Source organism: Lentisalinibacter sediminis (genome assembly GCF_040706615.1).
Lineage (GTDB): Bacteria > Pseudomonadota > Gammaproteobacteria > Steroidobacterales > Woeseiaceae > Lentisalinibacter > Lentisalinibacter sediminis.
Genome location: NZ_JAPDRF010000005.1, coordinates 402098 through 427299, shown reverse-complemented (window position 1 = coordinate 427299; position 25202 = coordinate 402098). Strand labels below are relative to the sequence as shown.

Annotated in this window: 21 protein-coding genes; 10 read left to right on the top strand and 11 right to left on the bottom strand. The window is 69.3% G+C overall.

Annotated features, from left to right (window positions below; translation table 11 throughout):
- Positions 1-63: 63 nt before the first annotated feature.
- Positions 64-909, top strand: coding sequence for an RNA polymerase sigma factor RpoH (gene rpoH / locus ACJMKX_RS12405; RefSeq protein ID WP_405225723.1), 846 nt, complete (start codon positions 64-66; stop codon positions 907-909).
- A gap of 10 nt (positions 910-919) precedes the next feature.
- On the opposite strand, the gene ACJMKX_RS12400 is transcribed toward rpoH, so the two are convergent.
- Together ACJMKX_RS12400 and ACJMKX_RS12395 are read right to left on the bottom strand one after the other, a co-directional pair.
- On the bottom strand, positions 920-1279 hold the full coding sequence (locus ACJMKX_RS12400; RefSeq protein ID WP_405225721.1) for a DUF3465 domain-containing protein: 360 nt from the start codon (positions 1277-1279) through the stop codon (positions 920-922).
- A 4-nt stretch (positions 1280-1283) separates the two neighbouring features.
- Positions 1284-1958: an OmpA family protein gene (locus ACJMKX_RS12395; RefSeq protein WP_405225718.1), complete on the bottom strand. Its 675-nt coding sequence runs from the start codon at positions 1956-1958 to the stop codon at positions 1284-1286.
- A 198-nt stretch (positions 1959-2156) separates the two neighbouring features.
- On the opposite strand from ACJMKX_RS12395, the gene ACJMKX_RS12390 reads away from it, so the two are divergent.
- The 3 genes from ACJMKX_RS12390 to ACJMKX_RS12380 all read left to right on the top strand — a co-directional run bounded on the left by ACJMKX_RS12390 (position 2157) and on the right by ACJMKX_RS12380 (position 5308).
- Complete coding sequence (locus ACJMKX_RS12390) at positions 2157-2624, top strand: Mpo1 family 2-hydroxy fatty acid dioxygenase (protein ID WP_405225715.1); 468 nt, start codon at positions 2157-2159, stop codon at positions 2622-2624.
- A gap of 199 nt (positions 2625-2823) precedes the next feature.
- Complete coding sequence (locus tag ACJMKX_RS12385; protein ID WP_405226646.1) at positions 2824-3924, top strand: acyl-CoA dehydrogenase family protein; 1101 nt, start codon at positions 2824-2826, stop codon at positions 3922-3924.
- Positions 3914-5308, top strand: coding sequence for an MATE family efflux transporter (locus tag ACJMKX_RS12380; protein WP_405225712.1), 1395 nt, complete (start codon positions 3914-3916; stop codon positions 5306-5308). The genes ACJMKX_RS12385 and ACJMKX_RS12380 overlap by 11 nt, the downstream gene beginning before the upstream one ends.
- 13 nt (positions 5309-5321) lie before the next feature.
- Here ACJMKX_RS12380 and ACJMKX_RS12375 read toward each other — a convergent pair whose 3' ends face one another.
- The gene (locus ACJMKX_RS12375; RefSeq protein ID WP_405225709.1) at positions 5322-6686 is read right to left on the bottom strand and encodes an MATE family efflux transporter; all 1365 of its coding nucleotides are present in this window, start codon (positions 6684-6686) and stop codon (positions 5322-5324) included.
- A gap of 233 nt (positions 6687-6919) precedes the next feature.
- Between ACJMKX_RS12375 and ACJMKX_RS12370 the strand changes: the two genes are divergently transcribed.
- Both ACJMKX_RS12370 and ACJMKX_RS12365 read left to right on the top strand, forming a co-directional pair.
- Positions 6920-7366, top strand: coding sequence for an SRPBCC family protein (locus tag ACJMKX_RS12370; RefSeq protein WP_405225706.1), 447 nt, complete (start codon positions 6920-6922; stop codon positions 7364-7366).
- On the top strand, positions 7363-7905 hold the full coding sequence (locus tag ACJMKX_RS12365) for an NUDIX domain-containing protein (RefSeq protein WP_405225703.1): 543 nt from the start codon (positions 7363-7365) through the stop codon (positions 7903-7905). Before ACJMKX_RS12370 ends, ACJMKX_RS12365 begins: the two co-directional genes overlap by 4 nt.
- Here the strand turns inward: ACJMKX_RS12365 and ACJMKX_RS12360 are convergent.
- A complete protein-coding gene (locus ACJMKX_RS12360) occupies positions 7847-8449 on the bottom strand; it encodes a class GN sortase (protein ID WP_405225700.1) in 603 nt (200 codons plus the stop codon). The two genes, ACJMKX_RS12365 and ACJMKX_RS12360, sit on opposite strands and share 59 nt — an antisense overlap.
- Entirely contained in the window at positions 8439-10571 is a 2133-nt protein-coding gene (locus ACJMKX_RS12355) for a marine proteobacterial sortase target protein (protein ID WP_405225697.1), read from the bottom strand. The genes ACJMKX_RS12360 and ACJMKX_RS12355 overlap by 11 nt, the downstream gene beginning before the upstream one ends.
- A gap of 184 nt (positions 10572-10755) precedes the next feature.
- Here ACJMKX_RS12355 and pdsR point away from each other — a divergent pair, with 184 nt between their 5' ends.
- Both pdsR and ACJMKX_RS12345 read left to right on the top strand, forming a co-directional pair.
- On the top strand, positions 10756-11445 hold the full coding sequence (gene pdsR / locus ACJMKX_RS12350; RefSeq protein WP_405225694.1) for a proteobacterial dedicated sortase system response regulator: 690 nt from the start codon (positions 10756-10758) through the stop codon (positions 11443-11445).
- Positions 11446-11481: 36 nt separating this feature from the next.
- Positions 11482-13458, top strand: a complete 1977-nt coding sequence (locus tag ACJMKX_RS12345; protein ID WP_405225691.1) for an ATP-binding protein — start codon at positions 11482-11484, stop codon at positions 13456-13458.
- Here ACJMKX_RS12345 and ACJMKX_RS12340 read toward each other — a convergent pair.
- The 5 genes from ACJMKX_RS12340 to ACJMKX_RS12320 all read right to left on the bottom strand — a co-directional run bounded on the left by ACJMKX_RS12340 (position 13440) and on the right by ACJMKX_RS12320 (position 21291).
- Entirely contained in the window at positions 13440-14849 is a 1410-nt protein-coding gene (locus ACJMKX_RS12340) for an FAD-dependent oxidoreductase (protein WP_405225688.1), read from the bottom strand. The two genes, ACJMKX_RS12345 and ACJMKX_RS12340, sit on opposite strands and share 19 nt — an antisense overlap.
- A gap of 10 nt (positions 14850-14859) precedes the next feature.
- Positions 14860-19329, bottom strand: coding sequence for a glutamate synthase large subunit (gltB, locus tag ACJMKX_RS12335; RefSeq protein ID WP_405225685.1), 4470 nt, complete (start codon positions 19327-19329; stop codon positions 14860-14862).
- A gap of 400 nt (positions 19330-19729) precedes the next feature.
- Positions 19730-20230, bottom strand: coding sequence for an LEA type 2 family protein (locus ACJMKX_RS12330; RefSeq protein ID WP_405225682.1), 501 nt, complete (start codon positions 20228-20230; stop codon positions 19730-19732).
- 73 nt (positions 20231-20303) lie between these two features.
- On the bottom strand, positions 20304-20660 hold the full coding sequence (locus ACJMKX_RS12325; RefSeq protein WP_405225679.1) for a hypothetical protein: 357 nt from the start codon (positions 20658-20660) through the stop codon (positions 20304-20306).
- 85 nt (positions 20661-20745) lie between these two features.
- Positions 20746-21291, bottom strand: a complete 546-nt coding sequence (locus tag ACJMKX_RS12320; protein ID WP_405225676.1) for a hypothetical protein — start codon at positions 21289-21291, stop codon at positions 20746-20748.
- On the opposite strand from ACJMKX_RS12320, the gene ACJMKX_RS12315 reads away from it, so the two are divergent.
- Positions 21257-21895 carry a DUF924 family protein gene (locus ACJMKX_RS12315; protein WP_405225673.1) on the top strand — a complete coding sequence of 213 codons (639 nt, stop codon included), beginning with the start codon at positions 21257-21259 and terminating at the stop codon, positions 21893-21895. The two genes, ACJMKX_RS12320 and ACJMKX_RS12315, sit on opposite strands and share 35 nt — an antisense overlap.
- A 416-nt stretch (positions 21896-22311) precedes the next feature.
- Here the strand turns inward: ACJMKX_RS12315 and ACJMKX_RS12310 are convergent, their stop codons facing one another.
- Positions 22312-23688, bottom strand: coding sequence for an MATE family efflux transporter (locus ACJMKX_RS12310; protein ID WP_405225670.1), 1377 nt, complete (start codon positions 23686-23688; stop codon positions 22312-22314).
- A gap of 164 nt (positions 23689-23852) precedes the next feature.
- Between ACJMKX_RS12310 and ACJMKX_RS12305 the strand changes: the two genes are divergently transcribed.
- Positions 23853-25139: an acetyl-CoA C-acetyltransferase gene (locus ACJMKX_RS12305; protein ID WP_405225668.1), complete on the top strand. Its 1287-nt coding sequence runs from the start codon at positions 23853-23855 to the stop codon at positions 25137-25139.
- Positions 25140-25202 lie beyond the last annotated feature (63 nt).

Below are 25202 nucleotides of genomic sequence, written 5' to 3'. Positions count from 1 at the left end.
TGCTAATATTTTGAATGCAAGTCCTGAACGGGAGAGGTAGGGAATAAGGAAATGACCACAGCTATGGCTCGCAGAGAACAGGAAATGATGCTCGCCGGACCGGTGGGCAGCCTCGACGCCTACATCCAGGCGGTGGGGTCCGTGCCTGTGCTCAGCAAGGACGAGGAGCAGGCCCTCGCGCGCCGTTTCCGGGACGATGAAGACCTGGACGCCGCTCGCTCGCTGGTGCTCGCACATCTGCGCTTCGTGGTGCACATCGCAAAGGGCTACATGGGCTACGGTTTGGCGCTCAACGACCTGATCCAGGAAGGCAACGTCGGCCTGATGAAGGCCGTGAAACGCTTCGACCCCGATGTGGGGGTGCGCTTGGTGTCGTTCGCCGTGCACTGGATCCGCGCTGAAATCCATGAATTCGTGCTGCGCAACTGGCGCGTGGTCAAGGTGGCCACGACCAAGGCACAGCGCAAGCTGTTCTTCAATCTGCGCCGCTCCAAGAAGAGCCTCGCCTGGCTGTCGCCGGAGGAGACCGAAGCGGTAGCGCAGGACCTGGGCGTCAGCACCGCCGAAGTCACCGAGATGGAGAAACGGCTGGCGGCCCGTGACAGCACGTTCGACCTGCCGGTGGACGACGAGGAGGCCTACACGCCCGCCCACTATCTGCCGAGCCCGGATGCCGATCCGGCGGTGCTGGCAGAAGGCGAGGACTGGGAGCAGGAGACCTCAGGCCGACTTGTGGAGGCGCTGAACACGCTCGACGAACGCAGTCGGCACATTCTCGAGAGCCGCTGGCTCAGCGAGGAGAAGATGACCCTGCAGGATCTGGCGGACCACTACGGCGTCTCCGCTGAGCGCATCCGTCAGATCGAGAGCGCGGCCATCAAGAAGCTGCAGACCCGAATGGGCGTCTGAGGCGCTGCTCTCAACGATACCGCCGTTGTCGGTACTCCACCCAGCCGCCGTCTTCGCGGCCGCGGGGATCGTGATGGGTCCAGTGCACGGTGCCGCCCAAGTCGTTCCATTCGTAGAGGCCACGGAAACGTATCCGGTCCGCCATGCCCAGCGGCACCCTCGGGGCCACCTCGAGATTGTGCGCGATCAACAGCGACTGACCCGCGGGCGTCCTCACGACGAAGCGCTGGTGGGGGCCGTACTCGTCGTCGTCGCCGAGGAGGCGCACCACCCGGCCGGTGCCCTCCACCCATTCGTCCTGCGTCCGCTTGTCGAAGGGCCGGTCGGGCTCCGCGCCCGACCGGCCCTTCTTCCTTCGCCTCGCCGGCACTCCGTCAGGCGGTGACGGGCACCAGCGTCAGTTCCACCCGCCGGTTGGCCTGGCGGCCTTCCGGCGTCGAGTTGTCGGCGATTGGCCGACTCTCGCCCATGCCCACCGTGATGATGCGCTGATTCATCACGCCCTGGGACTGGAGGAAGCGCGCCACCGACGCGGCCCGCCGCTCGGACAACCGCTGGTTGTATTCGTCCGTACCCGTGCTGTCCGTGTGGCCGGCAACTTCCACCACCGTCTGCTCGTACTTGTCGAGGACCTTGGCGACCGAGTTCAGAACGTCGAAGAACGCGGGGTTCAGATCGGCACTGTCGGTGGCGAAGGTCACATTCCCCGGCATGTTGAGCGTGATGTTCTCGCCCATGCGGGTGACGCTCACGCCGGTGCCTTCGAGTTCGGCGCGCAGTTCCGCCTCCTGGCGGTCCATGTAATAGCCGACGGAGCCGCCAGCGAGCGCGCCGATACCGGCGCCGATCAGTGCGCGCTGACGGCGCTCCACCGCGTCGTCCCCGGAGATAAGGCCGATGACCGCGCCGGCCGCCGCACCGATGGCTGCGCCCTTGGTGGCGCTGGCCGTCTTCTCTTCGCGGGTGTAGGGATCGAGCGTCGTGCAGGCGCCCAGTGTGAAGGTCGTCATCGTGACGGCGGCGAGCACCAGCATTTTCCTGGATTCCATGGTTGTCCTCTCTTTGCTTGTCTTCTTTAGACTGTCCTCTTTGACCGCACCAGGGACGCGATCCCCGGCCCGGGACCACCTCCGGCGGACAGAGATTTCCGACAGTTCCACAGTATACGCGTTCAACCTGAACGCGGGATTAACGCCGCGCCCTGCGCGCCGGACGCGATGTAGAATGCTGCGCAGGAGGAGACGCCCATGCGTACGGCCGATTTCTGGCTGGACCGTTATTCCCGTCATCACCGTCATCGACTAAACCGCGTGCTGCACGGCGTCGCCGTGCCGCTGGCAGTCATCGGTGTCACCGGCCTGCTGTGGGCGCTGCCCGTCCCGGCGGCTTTCAACGATATCTCCCCGGCGCTGAACTGGGGAACCGCGTTCCTGCTGTCGGCGGTGGTCTACTACTTCATCCTCTCCATCCCGCTGGCGATCGGGCTGCTGCCCTTCGTGCTGGCCGCCACCGCCATTCTGGGGCGGCTCGAAGGCCTCGCGCCCGCGCTCTGGCAGACTTCGCTCACGCTGTTTCTGGCCGCACTGGTACTGCAGGCACTCGGACACCTGCTGGAGGGCGGCCGGCTGCGGGTGCTCGAGGACCTGCACTACCTGATGATCGGCCCGGTGTGGCTGATGGCGGGCGCCTTCCGGCGTCTGGGTATACCCTACTGAGACGGACGGCGCGGGCGCCCGTGGCCGTTGTTATACTTGCAGGCTGCCCCGAAGCGCCGCCGCTTCGCCCGTTCGAACGCCACACCCAGGAGGCCCGGCAGTGGCCAGCACACAACCCGCGAGCTCAGGCGCCGGCCGCAACAGGCTGGACCCCCTCGATCTCTACGGCGTCGACGCCGAGCTCGGCGACGAGGAGCGCATGGTGCGGGACTCCGTGGCCCGTTTCGTCGACGACCGGGTGCTGCCCGTCATCCGGGAGTGTTTCGAGAAGCACGTCTTCCCCCGGGACCTGATCCCGGAGGTAGCGGAACTGGGGCTGCTCGGCAGCTCCATCGAAGGTTACGGCTGCGCCGGCCTGAACGGCGTCTCCTACGGCCTGATCTGCCAGCAGCTGGAACGGGGCGACAGCGGCTTGAGGAGCTTCGTCTCCGTGCAGTCCAGCCTGGTGATGTACCCCATCCACGCCTTCGGCAGCGAGGAGCAGAAGGAACGCTGGCTGCCGGCGCTGGCCTCCGCCGAGGCCATCGGCTGCTTCGGCCTTACCGAGCCCCAGGGCGGCTCGGATCCCGGCAATATGAAGACCCACGCGAAGCGCGACGGCGACGACTGGGTGCTGAACGGTGCCAAGATGTGGATCACCAACGCGCCCATCGCCGACGTGGCCGTAGTCTGGGCCATGACGCCGGAGGGTGTGCGCGGTTTCATCGTCGCGACCGATACGCCGGGCTTCGAAGCCCGGGAGATCCACGACAAGTTCTCCCTGCGCGCCTCCTCCACCGGCGCGCTCTACCTGGACGACGTTCGCGTGCCGGCCTCCGCCATGCTGCCCGGCGTCAAGGGCCTGAAGGGGCCGCTGTCCTGCCTCACCCAGGCGCGCTACGGCATCACCTGGGGAGCCATCGGCGCCGCGCAGGCCTGTCTCGCCGAGGTGCTCGCCTACACGGCCGAGCGCGAGATGTTCGGCCGGCCGCTGAACCATACCCAGACCATCCAGATCCGCATGGCCGACATGGCCCGGCGCATCACCACTGCCCAGCTGCTCTCGCTGCGCCTCGGCCGGCTGAAGGACGACGGCCGGCTGCAGCCGAGTCAGGTGTCGCTCGCCAAGTGGAACAACGTGCGCATGGCGCTGGACATCGCCCGGGATGCCCGCGACATCCTGGGCGGCAGCGGTATCAGTGCCGAGTACGTGCCCATCCGCCACATGCTGAACCTCGAGAGCGTGATCACCTACGAGGGCACCGAGACCGTCCACCAGCTCATCATCGGCAAGGAACTCACCGGCATCAATGCCTTCTGAGGGGCGTCCGCCGGGCAGCCCCCCGGCAAGCCCTGCCACCCCTGGTCCCACACATGGGGACGTCTGGCGCATCGCCGCGCCGCTGATCCTGTCGAACATCTCCGTGCCGCTGCTCGGCATGGTGGATACCGCCGTGATGGGGCACCTGGACGAGCCCTGGTATCTCGGCGCCGTGGCGGTGGGCGCCACCATCTTCAGCTTCCTCTACACCGGCGTGAACTTCCTGCGCATGGGCACGACGGGACTTGCGGCCCAGGCCTGCGGTGCCCGTGACGGTGCCGCCGTGCGCACCAGCATCGGCCAGGCGGTCATCGTCGCACTGGCCATCGCGTTCGTCCTGATCGCCCTGCGACAGCCGGCCGGCAGTATCGCGCTCGCTCTGCTCGGACCCGGGCCCGAGGTGGCGGAGTTCGCCCGCGTGTATTTCGACGTGCGCATCTGGAGCGCGCCGGCGACGCTGGCCAACTACGCCATCGTCGGCTGGTTCATCGGCCTGCAGAATGCCCGTGTGCCTCTGGTCATCGTACTGGTGATCAATCTCACCAACATCGTGCTCGACCTGGTGTTCGTGGTCGGTCTCGGCATGAAGACCGAGGGCGTGGCACTGGCCTCCGTGATGGCGGAGTTCACGGGCCTCGCCGTAGGGCTCGCGTTCGTCGCCCGGGAGCTCAAACGCTGGCCCGGACAGTTCGACCGGGCCGCGCTCACCCGCATCGAGAGGTACGGGCCGTTCTTCTCGGTGAACGGCAACCTGTTCCTGCGCACGATGGCGCTGATGTTCGCGCTGGGCTTCCTGACCGCCCGCAGCGCGCGGCTCGGGGACGTGTTGCTGGCTGCCAACGCCATCCTGCTGAACCTGCAGTACCTGGTCTCCTATGCGCTGGACGGCCTGGCCCACGCCGCGGAGGCCCTGGTCGGCAAGGCCATGGGCGAGCGCAGCCGCGAGAACCTGCGCCGGGCGGTGCGTCTCAGCCTGCTCTGGTCGCTGGCCGTGGCGGTGGTGTTCTCCCTGTTCTATGCGCTTGCCGGACCCGCGATCATCCGGCTGCTCACCGAGTTGCCCGAGGTGGTGCGGGCGGCCCTGACCTACCTGCCCTGGATGGTGGCATCCCCGGTGGTCTCGGTGTGGAGCTTCCTCTACGACGGCGTCTTTGTCGGCGCCACCCGGGCACGGGAGATGCGCAACATCATGGTGCTCTCCGCCTTCGGCGTTTTCGTCCCGGTGTGGTTTCTCAGCCAGCCCTGGGGCAATCACGGCCTGTGGTTCGCCTTCCTGGCATTCATGGGCGCGCGGGGGATCGGCATGCACTGGTACTACCGCCGCGTGGTGGCCGAGCCGTGGCCGACGCGCAAGCGCTACGACGAGCGGTCGGCGGCCCCTTGACCGCCCGCTGCCCTCAGGCCGGGGTTCGCAGCATGTCCGCCTTCTGCCGCTCGACTTCCCGCACCGCCCAGCGCCAGGCGCCGATGCCGCAGATGACGTTGGCGGCGGCATAGGCGGCGAAGATACCGGCGTAACCGGCCAGGGCCGAGCCCGCCCACGCCAGCGGCAGATAGATGACCACCATGCGCATGACGGAGACCACCACCGCTGGCAGCGGCCGCCCCATGCCGTTGAACGAGGCGTTCATCACCATGACCATGCCGGCCGTGCCGTAGCTGATCGGCACAATCAGGAAGTAGGTGGCCGCCACCGTCACCACCCGCGTCTCCTCGCTGAACAGCGCCGCCAGCGGCCGGCCGAACACGGCGAGCACGAGCGCCAGAACCAGGCCGAGCCCCAGGCAGAACCGGGCGCACAGCGACAGCGCCTCGACGATGCGCTCCGGCCTCTGTGCGGAGAGGTTCTGGCCGACGACGGGACCGATGATGGCCGACATGGCGAAGAAGGTGATCAGCGTCATGCCCTCGACCCGGCTGGCCACGCCGAAGCCCGCCACCACCTCCGGCCCGTAGTCGGCGAGCATGGCGGTCACCACGCCGATGCTGACGGGGATGATGGCGTTGGTGCCGGCGGCCGGCAGCCCGACATGGAGGATACGGCCCCAGGAGGCACGGACGGCGGCGAGCCCGGGCCAGTCCAGCGTCAGCAGCCCGAGGCGGAAGTGCAGCACCCAGATGGCGCCGACGAAGGCGGCGGCGCGGCCGATCAGCCCCGCGACCGCGGCACCGGTCAGCTCCAGCCGCGGAAAGGGACCGATACCGAAGATCAGCAGCGGATCGAACGCCGCCGTGAGCAGCGCCGAGGCGATCATCAGCATGCCCGGTATGCGCGCATCGCCCGTTGCCCGCAGCGAGGCCATGCCCACCATCGGCACCACCACGAACACCATCCCGGCGTACCACACCAGCATGTAGTCTCGGATCATCGGGATCATGTCCGGCGGTGCGCCCAGCAGGCGGAACAGCGGTTCGATGGTGAACGCCCCGATCAGCGCCAGCACCAGCGTGATCAGGAAAGCGAGTACCAGGGCGTCGGTGGCGATGCGCCGGGCCTGTTCCGGGTCGTGGGCGCCGATGGCCCGGGCCAGCACGGAGGAGGTGCCGGCGCCGAGGCCGATGGCCACCGAGGACAGCGTGAAGACCACCGGGAACGTGAACGCGATAGCGGCCAGCGGGTCCGGCCCGAGCTGGCCGACGAACCACGTATCCACCAGGTAGACGCCCATGGTGGCAGAGATGCCGATCATCATCGGCAGCGTCATCGCCACGAGGTGGCGGCCGACCGGGCCTTCGGTGAGCTTCGCTGTCTGCTGCCGCATGAGAGGATCGCCAATGCGCGGGGGCGGCTACTGTAACCGATGGCAGCAAGCAATGGCGCTAGCCAATGGCCCTGGTAATGGCCCCGGGCAATGGCTCTGGTAATGCCCCCGGGCAATGGCCGTACCGCGGGCAGCGGCAGGCAGCCCCGGCCTGGCCGCGCGACGCCGGCGTGCCGGTGTCCGCCGTCATCGGCGGCTGTTATCCTCGCGCCTCCCGGTGCCCCGAGAACCCCGTGAACATCGAACTGAGCCGCCGTATCCGCCGTGACATGCCCGCCGTCCGGGCCGCGGTCGCCGATCCCGACCGCCTGCCCGCGTGGCAGCCTACGCTGAAGGACGTGCGCTCGCTGAGCGGGCGCCGCGGCGAAGCGGGCAGCGTCTGCGAACTGGTCTACGACGAGAACGGACGGGAGGTGCGGCTGGAGGAGACTGTCACGGACGCGCGGGGCAGCGAATTGCTGGAGTTCACCTACCGGGGCGGACAGGCCGTGAGCCGCATCCGTCACTGGTTCGCGAGTCCCGCACCGGGCGAGACTATCTGGACGGTGGACTGCCGGTTCCGTTTCCAGGGACTCTGGGCGAGACTGCTGGCTCCCTTCGTGAAGGGACCGCTGCGCCGGCGCATCGACGGCGACATGGCGCGGCTCCAGTCACTCCTCGAGAAGGAGGATTCGTCTTGACCTGGAAACGACTGACCTCGCGGACGGTGTACGAGAACGACTGGATCACGGTGTTCGAGGACGATGTCGTCAACCCGAACGGCGGGCACAACCGCTACGGCCACGTGCATTTCAAGAACCGGGCCATCGGCATCGTGCCCCTCTCCGTCGAGGGCGATACATGGCTGGTCGGCCAGCAGCGCTACACCCTGGGCGAGTGGTCCTGGGAGATTCCCATGGGCGGCTGCAGCGGCGAGGACCCGCTGCAGGCGGCGCAGCGCGAGCTGCAGGAGGAGACCGGCCTGACCGCGGAGCGCTGGCAGGAGGTGATGCGACTGCACACCAGCAACTCCATCACCGACGAGTCCGGCTTCGTGTTCCTCGCCGAAGAACTCTCGGCAGGGGAGCCCGCCTTCGACGAGACCGAGAAGCTCGCAATCCGTCGGCTGCCGCTCGCCGACGCCGTGCGCATGGTGATGGCCGGCGAGATCACGGATGCCATCAGCGCTGCAGGGCTGCTGCGGGTGTGGCTGGGTCGCCAGCCGTCCGCTCTGCCGTGACGAGATAGCGTAGCGGGCCGCCCGGGCGCACGGCGTCGAACGGGTAGCAGGTCACCAGCGTCAGCCGGTCGTCCGGGTCATCGAGACCGATGCCGTCCGTGCGCGCATCCAGCACCTCGCTGCCGCTCACCCGGTAACGGAGCCGGCGGCCGTCGGCGATCTCCAGATCCAGCTCGTCACCGGGCTCGAGTTCGGCCAGGAAGCGGAAGTGGGTATCGCGGTGACCCACCAGCACGGTGTTGCCGGCCGAGCCGGGCGCCGCACTGGCCTCCAGGTGACCGGGGCCGAAGGCGAGCGTGCGCCCGCTGCCGCCGGAGAGCACGACCAGATCCACCATACCGCCGATCGCGGCCAGCCGGGCCACCGGAAAGGTATCGGCCCAGGGCCAGGGACGTACCGCCTGCGCCCCTTCCCGGGTCTCCTCCCAGGCCTCCCGCAGCAGGCTCTGGGCCGCCCAAGCCTTCAGCGGCAGCCAGGCACCCGCGCCCAGCTGCCAGAGTCCGATGGCGAGCACCGCGGCCACGGCGAGGCGCTCAGGCCGCACGGCAGCGCCTGACGTCCTGCACCCGCAGCCCGACGAGCAGGCCGAGGCCGAGGAGCAGGCAGACGAGGCCGATGGTACGGCGCAGCGGGGCCGGCGTGCCGGTGGCGGGCAGGTTGTACACGGCCGCCGTCTGGCCGCGGGGCAGCAGGGACGGGACCCGCCCCTCGGTGAGGCCGGCGCCGAGCGGCCGCGACGGGCTGCGGTCGACCGCCACCAGACTGGTGTAGCCGCTGACCAGGTGATGATCGAGCGCGGTCCTGACGATCTCGGCGCGGATGCGGTCCTCAGGCGCGCCGGCGCGGCGCGCATCCTCCAGCGACTCGATGCGCGCCCGCGCCCAGAGCTTGCCGACGCCCGGATAGGCCCGCGCCTCGTCGAATACCAGCTGGCGCATCCAGTAGCCATCGCCCTGCCGGCCGCTCACTGTCACGACCGCGCCCGGCGGCGGCGGCCGCTCGAATCGCGCGCTCACCATCAGCGGCTCGCCGTGATAGAGGTCGGGCACCGGCGCGGGGTAGACCTCGGCGGCCGCGCCGGCCGGCCAGTCCACGGTGATGTCCGTGAGGGCCGGACGTTCGAGCCGCCGGAACAGCCGCTCCATGCGCCCGCTCACCTCGCCGGCGTCACCGATCACCAGCGCAGAGCCCCGGCCCGCCTCGGCGGCCTTGCGCATGAACCACCGGTTCGGCGCGGAGCCAATGGCCACCGTGAACAGGCGCGACGCGCCCAGCCGCGCGCGGATGAGCTCCAGCAGTGCCGACTCGTTGCCGACGCTGCCGTCCGTGATGAAGACGATCTGGCGCAGCCGACCCGAGCTGCCCGGCCGCAGCGCAGCGGCGATCGCCGGCTCCATCTCGGTGCCACCCTCGGCCGCCAGGTCCGCAACGAGGTCCAGCGCTTCCTCCCGCCACAGCCGTTCGCCGGGCACCGGCGCCGGAAAGAAGGCCCGGGTGCGGCTGTTGAACTCGATGACGTTGAACCGGTCCTCCGGCCGCAGCCGCGACAGCGCCATCGACAGGGCCGCCTTTGCCTGCTCCAGCGAGGCGCCGTGCATGGAACCCGAGGTGTCGACGACGAAGACCAGTTCCCGTGGGGGAGCCAGAGCGCCGCGAGGCTCGTCGCCGTGGGGCGGCTGGAAGAACAGCAGCCAGGTCCGGGCGCCGGCTTCGCCGGTGCCGCGAAAGAGCGTCGCGGCAGGCATGGCGCCGGGCAGCGGACGCCAGGCGATCTCCAGATCCCGGTCCATGGGCACGTCGCGGTCGTCGAAGCCGATGCGCCATGCCCGGCCTTCCCGGGCCGTCCGCAGCGGATGGTAGCGGCCGGTGACCTCGGCCAGTTCCACCCCGGCGTCGATGACCCCCTCGAGCGTTAGGCGGTGACCGTCCGAGCGCGTAGTCGTCGGCGCGGCGATGGGCGGGGTAATCGCTCCGGCGTCGGGCACCTGATCCGTGCCGGCGCCACGGTCGCCCTCATTGCCCTCGAGGGCACGACCCGGGATGTAGCGCGGGGTGAGCGTCAGCGGCAGATGCAGGCCGTACTCGCCGTCGTCGTAGCCCACCGTCTGCTGCCAGGCGATCTCGATCTCCACGGTCTCGCCCGGGCCCACGTTGGCCAACCGGGTGGTGAACAGATTCGGACGCTGGCGGTCCACCAGCACGGTGCGGCGGCCGGCCTCCCTTGCCTCGCGATACATGCGCTCGGCCTCGGCCTTCGCGCGGATCTCGCCCTCTATCAAGGTGCTGCCGTAACGCATGGTGAGTTCGTCGACGGCGGCACCGGCGGGCAGCGGGAAGGTATAGACGCCCTCCACCCAGCGGTCCCGGTCATTGCGGAAGCGCTGGGTGAGCCGCACGCGTGCCACCATCCCGCTCACCTCCAGATGCACTGCCGAGGACAGATGGGGTGCGGCACTCGCCCGACCGTCGCCCTGCCACTCCAGGGACGAGGCGGCGGCCACACCGGCGATCAGGAACAGGCAGGCGAGCGCTGCCGCGGTCGCCACCGCCATCGCCACCGCCCTTGCCAGCATGCCCGCCAGCGCCATGGCAATGGCCGTCGCTGCCGCCGGCTCCGCCGCCTGCCTTCGCCGCACCGTCGCCGTGTCTCTGTCCGAGCGTCTCATCGGCCTGCCTCCTTCGGATACCTGTCCAGTTCCCATGGCATCGATTGCAGCAGGGCAACGGGGCAGGGCGCGGCCGGCTCCATGGCACATCGCGGACGGAATGTGGCAAATTGTGGCGTTCCCCCCGTCGCGATGGCCGTTACGAGGCCGGTCGCGACCCCGTCGCCAGCCTACGGAGCCGCCGGTGAAGAGACGCATCGCCATCGTCGAGGACGAGCCCGCCATCCGCGAGAACTACGCGGCCGCCTTCCGCCGGGAGGGCTATGAGGTGGAGGGCTGGGGCGACCGGCACTCGGCGCTCGAGTCCTTCCATGCGCGCCTGCCGGATCTGGTCATCATCGACGTGAACCTGGCCGACGACGTCGAGGGCGGCTTCGAGCTGTGCCGGGAGCTGCGTGGCATGTCCGCCGCCGTCCCCATCCTGTTCCTCACGGCCCGGGACAGCGAACTGGACGCGATATCGGGCCTGCGCCTCGGCGCCGACGATTACCTCACCAAGGACATCAGCCTGCCCCACCTGCTGGCCCGGGTGGCCGCGCTGTTCCGCCGCCTGGCGGCGGTGAGCGGCGGCGGCGACGAGACCGTCATCCGCCGCGGCGAGCTGGAGATCGACGTGGACCGGCTGGCCGTGCGCTGGCGGGGCCGGCCCGTGCCGCTCACGCTCACCGAGTTCTGGCTGGTGCACGCGCTGGCCCGTTATCCCGGCCACGTACGCAATCGCCAGCAGCTCATGGATGCGGCCAGCGTCGTGCTGGACGACAACACGATCACGTCCCACATCAAGCGTATCCGGCGGAAATTCCAGTCCCTGGATCCGGAGTTCGGCGCCATCGACACGGTCTACGGCGTTGGCTACCGCTGGCTCGCGGACTGACGGCCGGGCAGCGCCAGGACCAGCCAGGAAACCGCCGTGGGCCTCCGATCGCAGCTCGCTCTCATAGGGCTCATCACCCTGACCCTGCCCTGGGCCGGCTGCCAGTATCTGCGCGAGACCGAGGAGGCACTGCGACAGGGCCAGCAGACGCTGCTGCTGGACACGGGGCAGAGCCTGGCCACTCTGCTGGCCGATCGGCCCGCACTGTTCCCGGATTCGGCCGAGGTGCCCGGCGCGCTCACGCTCTACGCGCACCCGATCGACGGCACAGCGGTGCTGGACGGGTTCGCCGACGACTGGGTGACGCCGGGCGGAGCGGAACCGGTGGCCGTCGGCGATGCGGCACGGCTGCTGGTGGCGGGTAACGCCCGGCATTTGTATGTCTTCCTGGACGTGAGCGCCGCCGGCGACGCTGCCGGCAAGCGTATCGAACTGGCCCTCGCGCCCGATGCGCCAGCCTGGCGCTTCTCGCCGGTGGCGCCCGGCCCGCTGGCGGCAACGCGGCAGGTCCGCGGCGACGGAGTGCGGACCGAGCCGCGCATGCAGGGCTGGTGGACGCCGACCACCGACGGCTTCAACCTGGAAGTGCGCCTGCCGCGGGAGCTGGCGGGAGACCGGCTGGGCGTGCGCGTGCTCGACGCGGATGGCTCACGGCTGCTCGCAGCCACCCATGAGCCCGGGCGGCCGGGACGGCTCGCGGCGCCGTCCTCCGCCCTTGCCGTGATCCTGCGCAACTATGCCCGGCCGGGCCTGGAGCTGGCGGTGGCCGACGCAGCGGGCTGGCGTCTCGCGGAAGCCGGCGGCCTGGCCGCCGACCGGCGCGCGGAGGCACCCACGGCGGCCACCCGACTGTACCGTCGTCTGCTGGGGGAGACGGTACCGCCGCTGCCGCCCGAGCCGGCCACGGGCCGCATTGCCCTGCCCTGGGCCACGACCGCGCTGGACGGCACGCCGGAGAGCGTGTGGCGCCGGGCACGGGGCAGCGGCCAGGCGGTGGTGAGCGCGGCGACGCCGGTGCGCCACGAGGGCCGGGTGATCGGCGCGGTAATAATGAAAGAGTCCAGTGCTGCCATCCTCACCCTGACGAACCGGGCGCTGGCCCGGCTGACCTCGCTGACCCTGATCGCCACGCTGGCGGTGGCCGCAGCCCTGCTCGGCTATGCCACCTGGCTGTCGGTGCGCATCACCCGGCTCAGCCGGGCGGCCGACCGGGCCATGGGCGCGAGCGGGCAGATTCGTGCCGGGCTGCCCAGCGCCTCCGCCCGCGACGAACTGGGCGACCTCTCACGCAGCTTCTCCCGGCTGCTCGCCCGCGTGCAGGAGACCAACGAGTATCTGCGCACGCTCGGCGCCCGGCTTTCCCACGAGCTGCGCACTCCGCTGGCAGTGGTGACGTCGTCGCTGGACAATCTGGAAGACGTGGGCCTCGCACCGGAGCAGGAGGACTATGCCGTGCGCGCGCGGGAGGGATCACGCCGCCTGCAGGCCATCCTCAACGCCATGAGCGAGGCCAGCCGCACCGAGCAGGCGGTAACCGCCGCGGAGTCGGAGCACTTCGACCTCGCCGAGGTGGCCGCCTCCGCCACGCAAGGCTATGCGCTGGCCTACCCGGAGCGCGAGTTCCGCCTGAGCCGGGACGCCGACGCCGCGCCGGTGGCCGGCGTGCCGGAACTCCTGGTGCAGATGCTGGACAAGCTGGTCGCCAACGCCGTGGAATTCAGCGAGCCCGGCGCGGCGATCGGTATCCGCGTCGCCACCGGCGGCGGCAGCGTCACGCTGGCCGTGGCGAACCCGGGCCCGCCGCTGCCGCAACAGATGCGCGAGAGCATCTTCGACTCGCTGGTCTCGGTGCGGCCCGGCCGGGCGGCGAGCCACCTTGGCCTGGGCCTCTATATCGCCCGCCTGATCGCCGAATCCCACGGTGGTCGCATCACCGCCGCCAACCTGGCGGACGGCAGCGGCGTCGTGTTCTCCGTGGAGATACCGCTGGCGGCTCAGGCGGAAGACAGGTAGTCGACGATGCCCTTGGCCGCCTCGCGGCCCTCGAACACCGCGGTGACCACCAGGTCCGAGCCCCGCACCATGTCGCCGCCGGCGAAGACCTTCGGGTTGGAGGTCTGGAACGGATGGCGGCTGCCATTCAGCCAGACGCGGCCATTGGGGCGGGTGCGGATCTCGAAGTCGTCGAACCAGTCCGCCGGGGACGGCCGGAAGCCGAAGGCGATGATCACGGCGTCCGCCGGCAGGATGTGCTCCGTGCCGGGTACCGGCTCGGGGCGCCTGCGCCCGCCCGGGCCGGGCTCGCCCAGCCGGGTCTCGATCAGCTTCACGCCGGTGACCTGGTCGCCGCCCACGATCTCGATGGGCTGCTGGTTGAACAGGAAGGTCACGCCTTCCTCGCGGCTGTTTACCACCTCCCGGCGGGAGCCCGGCATGTTCTCCTCGTCGCGCCGGTAGGCGCAGGTGACGCTGGCTGCGCCCTGGCGGATGGCGGTGCGGTTGCAGTCCATACCGGTGTCGCCGCCGCCGAGCACCACCACGCGCTTGCCGGCCATGCTGATGCGCGGTTCCGAACGCCGTCCCATGCCGAGCTCCCGGTACACGTTGGACACCAGGTAGGGCAGCGCCTCGTAGACGCCGGGCAGATCCTCGCCCGGGAAGCCGCCGCGCACGTAGGTGTAGGCCCCCATGCCGAGGAATACGGCGTCGTAGTCCGCCAGCAGCTGCTCGAACGCAACGTCCTCGCCGATGCGGGTCTCCAGCACGAACTCGACGCCCATGCCTTCCAGGATCTCGCGGCGCTTGCGCACGACCTCCTTCTCCAGTTTGAACGGCGGGATGCCGAAGGTCAGCAGTCCGCCGATCTCCGAGTAGGCGTCGTAGACCACGGACGCGACGCCGTTGCGGGCGAGCACGTCGGCGGCGGCGAGACCCGCCGGCCCCGCGCCCACGATGGCAACGCGCTTGCCGGTGGGCTCGACGTGGGAGAGGTCCGGGCGCCAGCCGAGTTTCAGCGCCTCGTCGGTGATGTACTTCTCGATGTTGCCGATGGCGACCGCGCCGAGGCCGTCGTTCAGCGTACAGGCGCCCTCGCACAGTCGGTCCTGGGGACAGACCCGGCCGCAGACCTCGGGCAGGGAGTTGGTCTGGTGACTGAGCTCGGCGGCCGCCAGGATGTTGCCCTCGTCGATCAGCTTCAGCCAGTTCGGGATGTAGTTGTGCACCGGGCACTTCCACTCGCAGTAGGGATTGCCGCAGTTGATGCAGCGCCCGGCCTGGTCGGCGGCCTCCTCGGCGGTGTACTGGCCGTAGATCTCCCGGTAGTTGGTGATGCGCTCCTCGGCCGGCAGCTTGTCCGGATCGCGGCGCGGTATCTCCATGAATTGCAGCGGACGTTCTACCATGACCCTTCCCTCAGGCCGCCTCGCGCAGCGATTCGATCAGCGAGCCGAGCTCGGCGGCCTTCGGCTTCACCACCCAGAACTTCGGCAGCCAGGTGCGGAAGTCCTCCAGCAGCTCCTGGCCCCACTCGCTGCCCGTGTAGCGGACGTGCCGCTCGATGAGTTCGCGCAGATGATGCAGGTGCGCCTCCATGCTCTCCGGCGTGATGCGATGGATGTCGATCAGCTCGTGGTTGTAGCGGTCCACGAAGTCCCGTTCCTCGTCCAGCACGTAGGCGAAGCCGCCGGTCATGCCGGCACCGAAGTTCACGCCCGTGCGCCCGAGCACCACGACGACGCCGCCGGTCATGTACTCGCAGCAATGGTCGCCGGAGCCCTCCACGATGGCAGTGGCGCCGGAGTTGCGCACCGCGAAACGCTCGCCCGCGACGCCGGCGGCGTACAGGCCACCGCCGGTGGCGCCGTACAGGCAGGTGTTGCCGATGATCACGGTATCGCGCGCGACGAAGCCGGCGCCCGGAGCCGGCCGCAGCACGATGCGCCCGCCGGTCATACCCTTGCCCACGTAGTCGTTGGCGTCGCCCTGCAGCGTGAGATTCAGGCCCGCCACGTTCCAGCAGCCGAAGCTCTGGCCCGCGGTGCCCTCCAGCTCGATCTCGATGGGCGCATCCACCATGCCCAGGTTGCCGTGTCGCCGCGCGATCTCGCCGGCGAGCCGCGCGCCGATGGAGCGGTTGAAGTTGCGTATCTCGTAGCGGAACGTGCCGCCGGAGAGCGACTCAATGGCCGGCAGCACGTCGGCCACCATCTGCTCGGCCAGCTCGCCCTTGTCGAAGGGCTCGTTGCGCGGGTCGATGCAGAAGCGCGGCTTGTCCTCGGCCAGACCGGCGTCGGAGAGGATAGGGGAGAGGTCGAGGCGGCGCTGGCGGGGCGTCTCGCCCGGCAGCAGCTCCAGCAATTCCGTGCGCCCGATCACCTCGTCCAGGCTGCGGGCACCGATGGAGGCCAGCACCTCCCGGGTCTCCTGAGCGACGAAGCGGAAGAAGTTCTCGACCATCTCGGGCAGACCGATGAAGTATTTCGAGCGCAGCGTCTCGTTCTGGGTGGCCACGCCGGTGGCGCAGTTGTTCAGGTGACAGACCCGCAGGTACTTGCAGCCCAGCGCCACCATCGGCGCGGTGCCGAAGCCGAAGCTTTCGGCGCCGAGGATGGCGGCCTTCACCACGTCCAGACCGGTCTTCAGCCCGCCGTCGGTCTGCAGCCGCACCCGGTGACGCAGGTCGTTGGCGCGCAGCACCTGGTGGGTTTCGGACAGTCCGAGCTCCCAGGGGCTACCCGCATATTTAACGGAAGTCAGCGGGCTGGCGCCGGTGCCGCCGTCGTAGCCCGAGATGGTGATCAGGTCCGCATAGGCCTTGGCCACGCCCGCGGCGACCGTGCCGACGCCGGGCTCGGACACCAGCTTCACGGAGACCAGCGCCTGCGGGTTCACCTGCTTCAGGTCGAAGATGAGCTGGGCCAGGTCCTCGATGGAGTAGATGTCGTGATGCGGCGGCGGCGAGATGAGACCGACGCCGGGCTTGGCGTAGCGCAGCCGCGCGATCATCTCGTTCACCTTGTGGCCGGGCAGCTGGCCGCCCTCGCCGGGCTTGGCGCCCTGGGCGATCTTGATCTGCAGCACCTCGGCATTCACCAGGTACTCCGCGGTGACGCCGAAGCGACCCGAGGCCACCTGCTTGATCTTGGACATGCGCTCGGTGCCGTAGCGGTCCGGGTCCTCGCCGCCCTCGCCCGAGTTCGAGCGGGCGCCGAGCCGGTTCATCGCGATGGCAAGCGCCTCGTGCGCCTCCGGCGACAGCGCGCCGAGGGACATGCCGGCGCTGTCGAAGCGGGGCAGGATCTTCTCCTCCGGCTCCACCTCGTCCACGTTCAGCGGATTGTCCGTCGCCTTCAGTCGCATGAGATCGCGGAATGCCGCCGCCGGCCGCTCGTTCACCAGGCGGGCATACCTGCGGTAGCGCTCGTAGTCGCCGGTGCGTACGGCCGCCTGCAGCGTGGCCACCACATCCGGGTTGTAGGCGTGGTACTCGCCGCCATGCACGTAACGCAGCAGGCCGCCCTGATTCACCGGGGCGAGGTCGTTGAAAGCGAGTTCGGTGAGGCGGGTCTGATCCTCGTGCAGATCCGCGAAGTTCGCGCCCTGCACGCGGCTGACCGTGCCGCGGAAGCAGCGCTCCACGACGTCGTCGCCGAGACCCACGATCTCGAACAGCTGAGCGCCCCGGTAACTCGAGATGGCCGAGATGCCCATCTTCGACATGATCTTGAACAGGCCCTTGCGGATGCCGCGCCGGTAGCTGCGGCCGAGCTGCTGAGCACTCTCGCGGCGGGTGTCCACGTGGCCCCGGCGCACCATGTCGTGCAGGCACTGGTAGGCGAGATAGGGATAGACCGCCGTCGCACCGTAACCGATGAGGCAGGCGAAGTGATGCGGATCACGGGCGTAGCCGGTCTCGACGATGATGTTGCAGTCGCAGCGCAGCCCCAGGCGCACCAGGTGATGGTGAACCGCGCCGGTGGCCAGCAGCGAGTGCACCGGCATGTGGTCGCGCTGGATGTAGCGGTCCGACAGCATCACCAGCAGCTTGCCGCGGCGCACGGCGTCGGCCGCCCGGGCGCAGATGTCGTCCAGCGCCTCGGACAGCGGTGTCTCCTGGGGGTAGTTCAGGTCGATGAACTCGGTGGAGTCGGCGAACATGTCCTCGCTCACGAGCTGGCGCAGCTTGCGCTGGGACAGCACCGGCGAGTTCATGATGACCTGGCGGCCGTGGTCGGGGCCGAGCTCGAACAGGTTGCACTCCCGGCCGATGTTCGTCTGCAGCGACATCACGATGCGCTCGCGCAGGGAATCGATGGGCGGATTGGTCACCTGGGCGAACTGCTGGCGGAAGAAATCGAACAGCGGCCGCACCTGCCGGGACAGCACGGGCATGGGCGTGTCGTCGCCCATGGAGCCCACCGCCTCCGCCTGGGCCTCGGCCAGCACACGGATGACCTCGTTCCGCTCCTCGGCGGTGAGGTTGAACATCTTCTGGTAGCGGGCCAGCGTACGGGTGTCGAACGGCTCCGCCGCCATGTGCACGTCCACCAGCTCGGAGTCCAGGTAGCGCACGCCCTGCTTCAGCCAGCGCTTGTAGGGTGCGCGGCTCTTCAGCATGTCGTGGATGCGGTGGGTGTCGAGCAGCTCGCCGGTCTCGAGGTCCACCGCCAGCATCTCGCCGGGACCGAGTCGGCCCTTCCTGACCACGTTCGCCGCGTCGTATTCGTACACGCCCACCTCGGATGCAACGGTGAGGTGGCGGTCGCGGGTGAGCACGTAGCGGGCCGGCCTGAGTCCGTTGCGGTCCAGCGTGCAGGCCGCATAGCGCCCGTCGGTCAGCACGATACCGGCCGGCCCGTCCCAAGCTTCCATGTGGCAGCCGAAGAACTCGTAGAAGGCCTGCACGTCCGGGTCCATGTCGTCCATGCCCTGCCAGGCGGGCGGGATGAGGATGCGCATGGCCTGCAGCACGTCCATACCGCCGGCCAGCAGCACCTCCAGCATGTTGTCCAGGCTGGAAGAATCCGAGCCGGACAGCGAGACCAGCGGCATCAGGTCGGAGACGTCGGGAAGCTTCTCGGAGGTAAAGTTGGCCGCCCGCGCACGCGCCCAGTTGCGATTGCCGCGGATGGTGTTGATCTCGCCATTGTGGGCGAGCAGGCGGAACGGCTGCGCGAGGCGCCACTGGGGCCAGGTGTTGGTGGAGAAGCGCTGGTGGAATACCGCCACCGAGGTCTCCATGCGGGGGTCGCGCAGGTCCGGGAAGAACACCGGCAGCGCCGCCGGCATCACCATGCCCTTGTAGGAAATGGTGTTGGCGCAGAGGCTCGCCACGTAGAAACAGTCGTCGGTGTCGGCGAGCGCGTTCTCCGCCCGCCGCCGGGCGATGAACAGCTTGCGGTTGAACGCCGCCCGCGCCATGCCGGCGGGCGCGTTGACGAACAGCTGGGCGATGTGCGGCAGGGTGCGCAGCGCTTCGTCGCCACAGACGGAGGTGTCCACCGGCACGTCGCGCCAGCCGGCGGGCTCCAGGCCGGCCCGCGTCAGTTCCTCTTGCAGCCGGCGCCGGCCGCGCTCGCGCAGATCGGCATCGCGGTGCAGGAAGACCGTGCCTGCGGCATAACGCGGGGACAGCTCGATGCCGGCGTCGGCGGCGACGCCCCGCAGGAACCGGTCCGGCGTCTTCAGCAACAGGCCGCAGCCGTCGCCGGTCTTGCCGTCCGCCGCCACGGCGCCGCGGTGGGTGAGGCGCTTGAGCGCCCCGACGGCAGTCTCCACGACCCAGGCGCTCGGCTCGTCGTCGAGATTGGCGATGAGGCCGAATCCGCAGCTGTCCCGCTCGAAGGCGGGATCGTAGAGCGATCCTTCGGTCGGCTTGGTCATGGCTACACCTGGCGCAAGGGGCCGGAGCCGGCACCGTGGTAGATGCGCTCCGGACCGGGTTTCTGGTGGTAGGGGCTCGGTTCCGCGCCGGACGGTCCCGGCGCCGCGACCGGGTCACGCCCCTGAATCGACAATCTCGACAGTCGAAGTCGACTAATTTACATCAGGCGGAGAGGTGACGGTCAATCGGCAATGCGGACGCCGGTTCGACCACGGGACACCACCATGGGCAGGCACGGGGAATCAATACTTTACTGGCGAATAGCCGTGCCCGGACAACCCCGTATTATAGCGGTTCGCGGCCGACGTTGCTTTCCCTGCCGGTCAGAAAGCCAGGGGGCCATCGGTTACGCGCGCAACCAATGGCACGGCCGATAGCGCAAATTGTCCGCTTTGCGACTCACTGGCGCGCCAGGTCCACCCGGCCGCTCTCCCGGAACCGCAGCGGCCTGGCAAACGGGATGTCCAGGCCGAGTTCGCCCGCCAGCTCGTAGTCGATCTCCCGCCGTCCCTCGCGGAAGATCAGTGCCGAGAGCATGCTGGCGCTGCCGAGCAGGTCCGTGTGGACCTCGATGCTGAACTTGCCGGCGCCGCGGGCCGGCAGGGTGAAGCCTTCGGTGGCCGAGCCGGTGGCGAAGCGCTGGCCCGCCAGCTGCACGGCATAATCCACCGAGCGCACCGGCAACGGGAAGCCGTTCGGGTTCTCCGCAGCGAACACCAGCACGAAGCTCTGGCCGGACCAGTCCGCATCCAGCAGCCGTACATGGTCCAGGCGCACCGTCGGCGGCTCGGCGTCGAAACGACTCGTGGCGCAGCCACCCGTCGTCAGGCAGGTGGCCACCACGAGGATGCCTGCCGCCTGGCACAGCCCCGGTGTCAAGCGCAGCCCGTGTCTCAACATGAACGGGTTCTCTTCATCCCTGGGGACCGTCCGGGCGCAGCATCGCCGGCCGGCATGAGGCGGAGGCGTGCCCTCAATTCATGGATTCTTCGGCCTTCTCGAGTTCGTCGCCGGCCTTGTCCATCATCTCGCCGGTCTTCTCCTTGGTCGTCTCGACGGCTTCCTCGCCCGCGGCCTTGGCATCCTCGTAGGCCTCGCCCGCGGCTTCCTTCGCCTCCTCGCCGGCGGCCTTCGCGTCCTCGACCATCTGCTCGCCCTTCTCGCGGGCCGCATCCATGGTCTCGTCGACGGCCTGCCCGGTCTCCTCCGCGGCCTCCTCCATCGCCGCCGCGGCGTCGTCCCTGGCGTCTTCGGCGTCGTCGCCACCGCCGCAGGCAGCCAGCGCGAGTGGCGCGGCGGCCATCAGCATCAACAACGTTTTCCTCTTCATGATCTCTCCCCTTTGTGGCGGCGGGCAGCAGTGCCCGCCGGCGCCCACTGTAGCAACATGCCGGTCGCCGGGCGACACGGCCGGTTCAGCGCGGCGTCTCGTCCACCCGGGCCCAGCGGGCGGAGATGACCCGCCAGTCCGGGTCCCGCACCAGCTCCAGTTCGACCCGGCGCGCGCCACCGTCCAGCGACAGGCGCCGCAGATCGGCGCCGGCGAAGCGGACGGTCATGCGGACGCTGGCAGCATCCGTGCCGTGGACGTCGATCTGCTCGACGTCCGGCAGCACCACGACGCTGCCGCCGCGCAGCAACTGCAGGCGCAGCAGCCTGACAATGCCGGCGCGGTCGTTGCCGCGCATGTCCCGGTAATCGGCATGCACCGCGTCGGCGACGGCGCCCACATCGCCATCTCCGCCGGCAGCCGAGGCCGTCTCGATCAGGGCACGGATCTCGGCCTCCGGGGTGGACGGCTCTCCGCCACAGGCCGCGACCGCCAGCAGGCAGCACAGCACCACGGCGGCGGAGCACAGCCGCGACGGCCACGCTGCTGCCGGAATGCAGTATTCTCTGTTATGTAAAGCGTTCGGGGTGAGCACGATGATGGAACCGACCAGCGACGACAAGGAGCGCATCGACAGGATACTGGACCTGTGGTTCGAGGAGCGAGAACTCACGGCGCCCCAGATCGATGCCCGGCTCGACGTGTGGTTCGGCGAGGACCCGGAGCTGGATATCCGCCTGCGCCACGAATTCGCGGACGAGATACACGAGGCGTCGGAGATGGAGCTCATGCACTGGGCCGCCACACCCCGCGGCCGGCTGGCGCTCATCCTCGCCATCGACCAGTTCCGCCGCAACATCTATCGCAACACCGCCAGGGCGTTCTCCCACGACAAGCTCGCCCTGAAGCTCTGCGTGGAGGGCATCGTGCAGCAGGCCGACCGGCAGCTCACGGACATCGAGCGCGTGTTCCTGTACATGCCGATGCAGCATGCGGAGAGCCTGCGCGTGCAGAAGAAATCGGTCATGGTCTTCACGGCGCTGGCGAACAAGGTGTCTCCGACCCTGCGCGAGACCTTCCGCACGTTTGCCGACTTCGCGGAACTGCATCACGACATCATCGAGCGCTTCGGCCGCTTCCCCCACCGCAACGCCATCCTCGGCCGGGAGAACACGTCGGAGGAGCAGGAGTACCTGGAAGGCGACGCTCCCACCTTCGGCCAGAGCACCGGGTAGGAGGGCCTTCAGGCCCGACCCGCCCTGCCAGACCTCCGTTCTCTTGTGGCCGCCCTGCGGGGGTATCCATCTTGCTCCCGACAAAAGGTCGCGGCGATGGATATCCCCGCATGACGGCCGCCTCGCGGTCGCCGAGAGGATCCGCCAGTCAGTGACGCCTGCTGACTGGTGCCAGACCTCTCGGCTACGGGCCCGTCAGCGGGTGGGTAAGGGTTGGGGGGTCGTCCGGAACGCGCTGCAAGCCTCGATGGGCGTGTAGGAGGGGCTTCAGCCCCGATCCGCGCTCGGCCACCTCAGGCGTAGATCGGGGCTGAAGCCCCTCCCACACTGAGCGTCCGCGCGACCCTGGTCCACCCGATGGCGGGCCAACGCCGATAGAAAGCCGGGTCGGGCCTGAAGGCCCTCCTACATGGGAATCAGGCGCGGCGCCAGGTCTCGCGGCGCGAGATGACGTTGTAGCGCCAGACCAGCAGGATGGCCGCCAGCGTCAGCCCGACCACGAAACCGCCCCAGATCAGCTCCGGCTGCAGGGCGTAGCGCTTCGCCGCCAGCAGAGCCAGCGGGAAGGCGATGATCCAGTACGCCAGCGTGGTCAGGAACATCGGGATGCGGGTGTCCTGATAGCCGCGCAGCGCGCCGGCGGCGCCCACCTGGATCCCGTCGGAGACCTGGAAGACCGCGGCGACGAACAGCAGCGTGACCGCGATGGCGGAGACCTCCGGATCGGAGGTGTAGATATCCACGACGGATTCCCGGAACAGCAGCAGGCCGAGCGCCGAGACGCCCATGCACAGGCCGCAGAGCCAGATGCCCACCCAGCCGCGGAAGCGCGCCGTCGTGAGGTCGCGCCGGCCCAGCGCCTGCCCCACCCGCACGGTGGTCGCCGAGTTCAGCGCGAGCGGGATCATGAACATGGTGGAGGCGAAGTTGACGGCAATCTGGTGGGCGGCGGCGACGTTGGCCGACAGCGTCCCCATCAGCAGCGAGATGGCCGCGAACAGCCCCGCCTCGGCGACTATGGTCACGGCGATGGGCAGACCCAGCCGCAGCACCTGACGCTGCAGCCGCCAGCGCGGCCGGGGCAGTTTGGCGAAGATGGCGAACGGCCGATAGCGCTCGCTCACGAGCACGTGGGCGGCCATCGCCACGAGGAGAAACCACATGGCTATGGCACTCGCGAGGCCGCAACCCTTTGCGCCCATGGCCGGGAAGCCGAAGTTGCCCCACATCAGAGCGTAGTTGCCGATGACGTTCACCACCAGCGCCAGCAGCGAGACGTACATGATGGGGCGGGTCCAGCCGATCGCCTCGGAGGTGAAGCGCAGCACCAGGTACAGGCAGAGACCCGGCGCGCCCAGCGCGATGGCCTCCACGTAGTCGCCGGTGAGGCTGCGGAAACCGGGGTCGATGCCGATCAGCTCCAGCGCAGGCCGCGCGATCAGCCACAGCAGCGCGACGATGCCCAGGCCGAAGAACAGCGCCAGCGTCAGGCCCTGGCGGACGTAACGGCCGATCAGGCGATACTTGCCCGCGCCGTAGCGTTCGGCCACCAGCGGCGAGATGGCCATGAGTGTGCCCATGGCGAACAGGAACACCACCATCCAGACGCTGCCGCCCACCGCGACCGCCGCCAGGTCGCGGGAGCCGAGCCGGCCGGCCATGACGGCGTCGGCGAACTGCATGCCCGCGATGGCGAGGTTGTTGCCAATCAGCGGTCCGGCCAGGCGGATGAGCCTGCCTGCTTCGGGCACGGCGGCCCGCAGGCGGCCCGGGGCTGCTACTGGAGTCTCCATGGCCGAGTTTTCCTGGCTCATTTTCCAGGCCGAACTTCCCTGCCGAATTCTCTCCGGCGGGATTCCGTGGGCGAGGCGTGCGAGCGTAGCACAGCCGTCCTGTCGCCAGACCATCGGCTGGGGTATCGTCTGAGTCAGTCAGGACAAAGGCACGGGAGGAAACCATGCTGAACGACGGACTGTCGCGCCGGGCCGCCATCATCGGCGGCGTGCGCATCCCCTTCGCCCGGGCCCACGGTGCCTACGCCCGCTGCTCCAACCAGGACATGATGACGGCCACGCTGCGCTCGCTCGTGGAGCGCTACGAACTCGGCGGCCAGCGTCTCGGCGACGTCTCACTGGGCGCAGTCATCAAGCACTCCCGTGACTACAACCTGGCCCGGGAGTCGGTGCTCGGATCGGGACTCGCACCGGAGACCCCGGCCTTCGACCTGCAGCGCGCCTGCGGTACCAGCCTGTCCGGCTGCGTGCAGATCGCCAACAAGATCGCGCTCGGCCAGATCGAGGCGGGCATCGGCGCCGGCGTCGACACCGTGAGCGACGCACCCATCGTCTATCCGGACGAGTACCGGCAGATCCTGCTGGAGAGCTTCCGCGGCCGCTCCCTGGGCGCGCGCCTGAAGCCCTGGCTGCGGCTGCGCCCGCGGCACTTCAAGCCGCAGCTGCCCGGCGTGGAGGAGCCGCGCACCGGTCTCTCCATGGGCCAGAGCACCGAGCTGACCGCGAAGGAGTGGCATCTCACCCGCGAGGAACAGGACGAACTCGCGCTCGCGAGCCACCAGCGGGCCCACGCCGCCTACGAGCAGGGCTTCTACCAGGACCTCGTGGTGCCGTTCCAGGGTCTCGACCGGGACAACAACATCCGCCCGGATAGCAGCCTGGAGAAACTGGGCAAGCTGAAGCCGGCCTTCGACCGCTCCGGCAGCGGGACCATGACCGCGGGCAACAGCACGCCGCTGACCGACGGCTCGGCGTCCGTGCTGCTGGCCTCGGAGGAGTGGGCCCGGGAACGGAGCCTGCCGGTGCAGGCCTGGCTCACCCACTCCCGGGTGGCCGCCGTGGATTTCGTGGACAAGGAGGGGCTGCTGATGGCACCCGCCTACGCCGTCTCGGAGATGCTGGCGGCGGCGGATCTCGGCCTGCAGGACTTCGACTTCTACGAAATCCACGAGGCCTTCGCGGCGCAGACGCTCTCGACGCTGAAGGCCTGGGAGTCGACGGAGTTCTGCCGCGAACGGCTGGGTCGGGACGAACCGCTGGGCTCCATCGACCGCAGCAAGCTGAACGTGGTGGGCGGCAGTATCGCCATCGGCCATCCGTTTGCCGCCACCGGGGCCCGCATCGTCGGGACGCTGGCGAAGCTGCTCGCAAGCAAAGGCTCCGGTCGCGGTCTGATCTCGGTGTGCACCGCGGGCGGCATGGGCGTGACCGCCATTCTCGAAGCCGCCTGAACCCGGGCGATCGGGCCGGGCAGCGCCCGTCTGCTATAGTCGGCCGCTTGTTGCGCGCCGACC